General features: G+C 65.4%; 4 protein-coding genes and 1 pseudogene. 2 read left to right on the forward strand and 3 right to left on the reverse strand.

The features are described 5' to 3' along the window. Positions 1 to 294: 294 nt before the first annotated feature. The 3 genes from F7R02_RS16175 to F7R02_RS16190 form a co-directional block, all read right to left on the reverse strand. A complete protein-coding gene (locus F7R02_RS16175; protein WP_078591305.1) occupies positions 295 to 1,944 on the reverse strand; it encodes a M28 family metallopeptidase in 1,650 nt (549 codons plus the stop codon). A 434-nt stretch (positions 1,945 to 2,378) separates the two neighbouring features. Next, positions 2,379 to 3,359: a GGDEF domain-containing protein gene (locus F7R02_RS16180; RefSeq protein ID WP_167521044.1), complete on the reverse strand. Its 981-nt coding sequence runs from the start codon at positions 3,357 to 3,359 to the stop codon at positions 2,379 to 2,381. Between the two features lie 496 nt (positions 3,360 to 3,855). Further along, a complete protein-coding gene (locus F7R02_RS16190) occupies positions 3,856 to 5,343 on the reverse strand; it encodes a SulP family inorganic anion transporter (protein WP_005923772.1) in 1,488 nt (495 codons plus the stop codon). Between the two features lie 212 nt (positions 5,344 to 5,555). On the opposite strand from F7R02_RS16190, the pseudogene F7R02_RS16195 reads away from it, so the two are divergent. Together F7R02_RS16195 and F7R02_RS16200 are read left to right on the forward strand one after the other, a co-directional pair. Next, positions 5,556 to 5,768, forward strand: a pseudogene (locus F7R02_RS16195) (endoglucanase); the annotation flags it as partial. Positions 5,769 to 5,813: 45 nt separating this feature from the next. Further along, positions 5,814 to 6,000, forward strand: a 187-nt coding sequence (locus F7R02_RS16200) for a transposase (RefSeq protein ID WP_151210039.1), incomplete at its 3' end; no start/stop codon positions are given.

Genomic DNA, 6,000 nt, shown 5'->3' on the forward strand with positions numbered 1-6,000 from the left:
GGAGCGTTCGCGTGCGCGAGCGCTCGGCGATCTTCAAGCCTGGCGTGTCGCGTGCGCAGTGCCCTCGCCGCTTGCAGGACACGCCGCGACTCCATCCCTGGGGCTCGAGGGCGGCATCCGTGCCGCAGGCAGCGAGGAGATTGCAGGACGTTGGCCGATTGCTGTGACCGACAACAAGAAGCACTCGCCGCGTGGCAGGCAAGGCTGATTCAAAAGCGGCATGTCGATATGACACATGCCGCATCGCGCAAGAGCAGCTGCCCCGGTTTCGCGCAACGGCGTTGTGCGCCGGTCTTACTTGCGTGCCGCCGCGCTGGCGTCGCGGGTGGCGCGGAACTGGGAATCTTGGCTCCAGTTCGGCCACTGGCGCGAGTCGGCCAGCTGCTGGCCCAGTGCATACAGCACGCCCAAGTCGCGGGCGGCGCCGGCGAAGGTCCAATTCGGCTTCCATTCGTCGCCTTGCTGGTGATAGCGCTTGGCGGTGTAGTCGTCGGCGGCCGCCTTTCCTGCCGCCACGCCGCCCACTTCCCAATCCTGGCCGGCTGCATACGACAGCGCCGGCACGCCGCGCTTGGCGAACGAGAAGTGATCGGAACGGAAGAAATACCCGGCCTGCGGCTTGGGATCGGGCGTATAACGCAGCTTGGATTGCGCGGCCACGCTCTTCAGTTGATCGAGCAGTTCGAGCTTTGCCGTGCCGTAGATGCCGAAATCGCGCGAGGGCACGAACGGATTCATGCCGTCCATTTTGATCACCGCCACCGTGGTATCGAGCGGGTACAGCGGCTTGGAGGCGTAGAACTCCGAGCCCAGCAGACCCTTTTCTTCGGCGGTGACCGCCAGGAAGACCACCGAGCGCTCAGGCGTTGGCCCCTTGGCGAAACCGCGCGCCAGCTCCAGCAGCGCGGCGGTGCCGCTGGCATTGTCCAATGCACCATTGAAGATGGTGTCGCCGCGTGCATCCGGCTTGCCCACGCCGATATGATCCCAGTGCGCGCTGTAGATCACCGTCTCGTCCGGGTGTTTGCTGCCTTCCAGCCGCGCCACCACGTTGTGCGAGGTGATCACATCGGATTTGACCTGGTAGCTGGCGCTCAAACGCTGGCCCTTCAGCTCGACCGGCTTGAACCCGCGCGTCTGCGCCTGCTTCTTCAAGGTCTCGAAATCCAGCCCGGCGTGCTTGAACAGTTCGGTGGCCAGATCGCGCTGGATCCAGCCTTCCAGCGTGGGATGCGCACTGCGCGGGTTGTCGCGCACCACGTCGAACATGGTGTTGGTGTTGGAGCTGGCCACCGTGTCCCAGCCGTACGAGGCCGGCGCGGTTTCATGCACCACCAGCACGCCCAGGGCGCCCTGGCGCGCGCCTTCTTCGTACTTGTACGTCCAGCGGCCGTAGTAGGTCATGCCGGCACCGTCGAAGTCGCCCTTGCCGGTTTCAAAGTCCGGGTCGTTGATCAGCACCACCGCGATCTTGCCCTTCAGGTCCACACCCTTGAAGTCGTCCCAGTTGCGCTCGGGCGCCTTGACGCCGTAGCCGACGAACACCAGCGGCGCGTTGGCGATCTCCACTGTGGATGAGCCATCCAGCGCAGCACGAATGGCGATTTGCTTGCCCTGGGTCAGCGTTTGCGGCTGGCCGGCGCTCTGCACGGCAATGGTCGGCGTGCCGACGATATCGGCGCGCCGCAACGGCACCGCCTGGGTCCAGGCGCGCTTGCCGTTGGCCAGATCGCCGCCCGGCTGCAGACCGGCTTCGGCGAACTGTTTGCTCAAGTAGGCAATGGTCTTTTCCTCGCCAGCGGTGGCCGGGCCGCGGCCTTCATAGGCGTCGGAGGCCAGTTCCTTGACGTCACGCGAGATGCGCGCGCCATCGAAACTCGGCGTGGCCGCCATCAGTGCGGTCGAGACCGCCATCGCCAGAAGTCCTACGGCAACTCGCTTCATTGCACACCCCGCATCATGGATAGCCCTGGAGTGTAGCCAGCATCGCGTGCAGGCCGATACCTGCAGCTGCGCCGATGCGTGCGATGCGGGTGCGATGAGCACTGCGGAACGTTCGTGCCTGCATCCACGGCAAATAGCTCTGGATTGTTCCAGCGCCTTGCTGCCGCTAGAGCGTGTTATGCACGTTGAGATGAGATGCGTTGGCCGTCAGCGGTGCGGAGCGGATGCTGCGTGGCGCCGGCTTGGCTGGCGCCAAGGCAAGCCGCGCGGCGCCCGCTCCGTGCCGCTGACGGCCAACCCTCCGGGAAGCGCCCTGTGGCGCGCCGAGACCGCGTTGCGCGCCTTGCCCAGGCCGCCAGCCTGGGCCGCAGCGCACGCCTTGTCTCGACGCGCCACAGGACGCTTCGCACTCAACTCAACGTGCATAACACGCTCTAGAACAGATCGACGCTGCCCACCGGTTGCGCAACCTGCTGCAATTGCCCGCCAGCAATCAGCTCGGCATAGACCGCCGCGCGATTGCGGCCGTTCTGCTTGGCCCAGTACAGCGCCTTGTCGGCTTCGTCCAGCATTTCGCTGATCAGCCGCCCATGCGTCAGTTCGACGATGCCGGTGCTGAGCGTCACCTGCCCCACCTGCGGGAACAAGTGCTCGGCCACGGCCAAGCGGAACCGCTCGAACAGACTCACGGCCGTGTCGCGGTCAACGCCGCGCAACACGATCACGAACTCTTCGCCGCCGAAGCGGAACAGCAGGTCGTCCTGTCGAAACGCACGCTGCATCAGCTGTGCGACCAGCAGCAGCACCTCGTCGCCATACAGATGCCCGAAGGTGTCGTTGACGCGCTTGAAGTGATCGATGTCCACGATGCCCAGCCACACGCCCTGCTCTGCGGCGGAGTCGGCACCACCGGCAAACAGTCGCAGGATCACATCATCGAACGTCTTGCGGTTGCGCAGGCCGGTCAGCGCATCGCGCTGGGCGTCGTCGAGCAGGCTGCGGTAATTCTGGAAGAAGCGCGCAAAGCCCTGCAGCATCGCTTGCTCGGCAAGGCCGGGAATACGCGTCCCGCCCACCCGCAGGCAGGTCCGGATGCCGCGCGCCTCCATCATCGGGTAGACCAGCAAGGCGCGGCCGTCTTCCTGCAGCTGCACCACATCGCCCGGCCCATGGACCTCGGCCAGCTGGGTGCGCGTGCGCGCATCGTGGATCTCGGCCACCGTCAGCGCCAGCCAACCGTCGTCGCGTAGCCGCGTTTCGGCGATGCTGTTGCTGTCCGGGGCGATGCGCAGCAGCGAGAGTTCTTCGGCCGCGCAGACTTCGCGCACGGTGCGCAACAGGCTCAGATCGAGCAGGTCCGCATCGCGGATGGCGGTCAGGTCCACCATCCGTTCCAGCAACGGTGCGTTGGTCACGGCTGCGCCCTCCGGCGGGCGGACACGAACCCGTCATGCCGGGCTTGCCACGCAGGCACATATCTCGGGCTGAAACCCACTGGCATCACGGCGACGACCGGCAACGAGGATGCCGAAACATCGGCGTCGCCCGCCGGAACTTGAATGCGCTGGCAGCCGCACTCAGCGCGCGGACAGCCCGGCATGACGCGCCGCAGGCGTGCCAGACGCATTCCTGGCGCAGGCTCGCAGCCTAGAGTCTGTCATGTACGTTGAGGTGAGTGCGGAGCGTCCGGTGGCGCATCGAGACAAGGCGTGCGCCTTGTCCGGGCTGGCCGCCTGGGCAAGGCGCGCAACGCGGCATCGGCGCGCCACAGGGCGCTTCCCAGAGGGTTGGCCGTCAACGGCACCGCGCGCCGGTTTGGCTTGCCCTGGCGCCAGCCAAGCCGGCGCCACGTAGCGCCCGCTCCGCACCGCTGGCGGCCAACGCATCTCGTCTCAACGTGCATAACACGCTCTAAGGCAGTGCCGATTCCAGCGCGTCTTCGCCCAAGGCATGCCGCTGCATCAGGCGTCGGCTGCCGGCATTCAAGCCTTTCACCTGCACATCCAGACCGTGATGGCGCAAACGCTGCACCACCTTGTCCAGTGCCGCCACCGCGGTGATGTCCCAGAAATGCGCGCGGCCGACATCGATCACCACTGCGCGGCCGGGCACCTCGCGTGCGTCGAAGGCGTCGATGAACACATCGGCCGAGGCGAAGAACACCTGCCCGCGCACGCTGTAGGTGCGCACGCCATCCGCGCCATCGTGATGCGCGATCTGCAGCAGCCCGGCCACCTTGAAGGTGAAGAACACCCCGCTCAGGAGCACGCCGACCGCCACACCCGCCGCCAGATTGTGGGTGAACAACGTGACCGCCACGGTGGCCAGCATCACCACGCTGGAGGTGCGCGGGTGGGTCACCACGGTGCGCAGCGAGCGCCAGTCGAAGGTCTCCGCCGACACCATCACCATGATCGCCACCAGCGCAACCACCGGCACCTGCGACACCCACGGCTTGAGCAGCACCATCAGGATCAGCAGGAACACGCCGGCAAACAACGTGGACAGCCGGCCACGGCCGCCGTATTTCACGTTGCCCACGGTCTGCCCGATCATGCCGCAGCCGGCAATGCCGCCGAACAGGCTGGCGGCTGCGTTGGCGATGCCCAGCCCGGTGCATTCGCGGTTCTTGTTGCTGGGCGTGTCGGTGAGTTCATCGACCACGCGCGCGGTCATCATCGACTCGAGCAGGCCCACCATGGCAATGGCCAGCGCTGGCAGGGCGATGATGCGCAGCGTCTCCAGCGTCAACGGCACCGCCGGCCATTGCAGGAACGGTAGCGCATTGGGCAGCTTGCCCAGATCGGCCACCGTCTTGAGCGGCAGATGCAGCGCGGTGCCGGCAACGCTGAGCAGCAGGATGCACAGCAGGGGCGAGGGAATCGCCGACAGCCCCGGCAGGCGCAGACGCGGCAGGCCGTAGATGATGGCAAGGCCTGCGCCCAGCATGACCCAGGTGGTCGGGTTGGCGCCGAGCAGATGCGGCAATTGCGCTGCGAAGATGAGCACGGCCAGCGCGTTGACGAAACCGGTGCGTACCGAACTGCTGACAAAGCGCATCAACACGCCCAGCCGCAACACCCCGAACAGGATCTGGACCACGCCAGCGAGCAAGCCGGCGGCCAGCAGATATGGCAACCCGTGCGCGGCCACCAGCGGTGCAGCCACCAGCGCCACCGAGCCGGCCGCAGCCGAAATCATTGCCGGCCGCCCCCCGCAAAACGCAATCACGATGCCGATCACGAAGGATGCGAACAGGCCTACCTGCGGATCCACCCCGGCGACGAATGCAAACGCAATCACTTCGGGAATCAGCGCAAATGTGGCGACCGCACCGGCCATGAGTTCGCGCGCGGGGGAAGCGCGCCATTGCGCCAGTTCGGCACGCAACAAGGACATTGAGAGACACTCCGGGGGACAGAAAGGACAGCCTGCGGACAACACGCCGCATCGATAGTGTGCGGGAAAGCGACCTCGCCCGCAGCTTGCATGTGACCGGTGCGCCACTGCGCTCTTCTGCGGCAGCGGTCACGCCACACGGCGCAGCCGAAGACCAAGATGCCCCCCTCACCGCGCTCGGGCGTCGAGTTCGGTCATCCAGGGAGACCACCATGTCTATTTTCAGGGCTGCAAGTACGCTCGCATTGGCAACGATGTTAGCGCTCACCGCCGCACCGGCTTTCAGCTATTCGGTCAGCAATAACAAGATCGTCGACGACAACGGCAATGTGGTTCAGCTCAAGGGCGTCAACGTGTTCGGCTTCGAGACCGGCAACCATGTCATGCATGGTCTGTGGGCACGCAACTGGAAAGAGATGATCAACTAGGGCCTGTTAACACTAATGGCCCGAGCGATTAAACTATTGGGCATGGAGATCACGCCAGCACAATTTTCTCTGATCGAACACTGCCTGCCGGCGCAGCGCGGCAATGTCAGCATGACCAACCTGCAAGTGGTCAACGCCATCCTTTACGTTGCCGAGCATGGCTGCAAATGGCGCGGCCTACCCAAGCGCTTTGGCAACTGGCATACGGTCTACACACGCATGAACCGTT

Origin of the sequence: Xanthomonas cissicola (assembly GCF_008801575.1) — a bacterium.
Lineage (GTDB): Bacteria > Pseudomonadota > Gammaproteobacteria > Xanthomonadales > Xanthomonadaceae > Xanthomonas > Xanthomonas cissicola.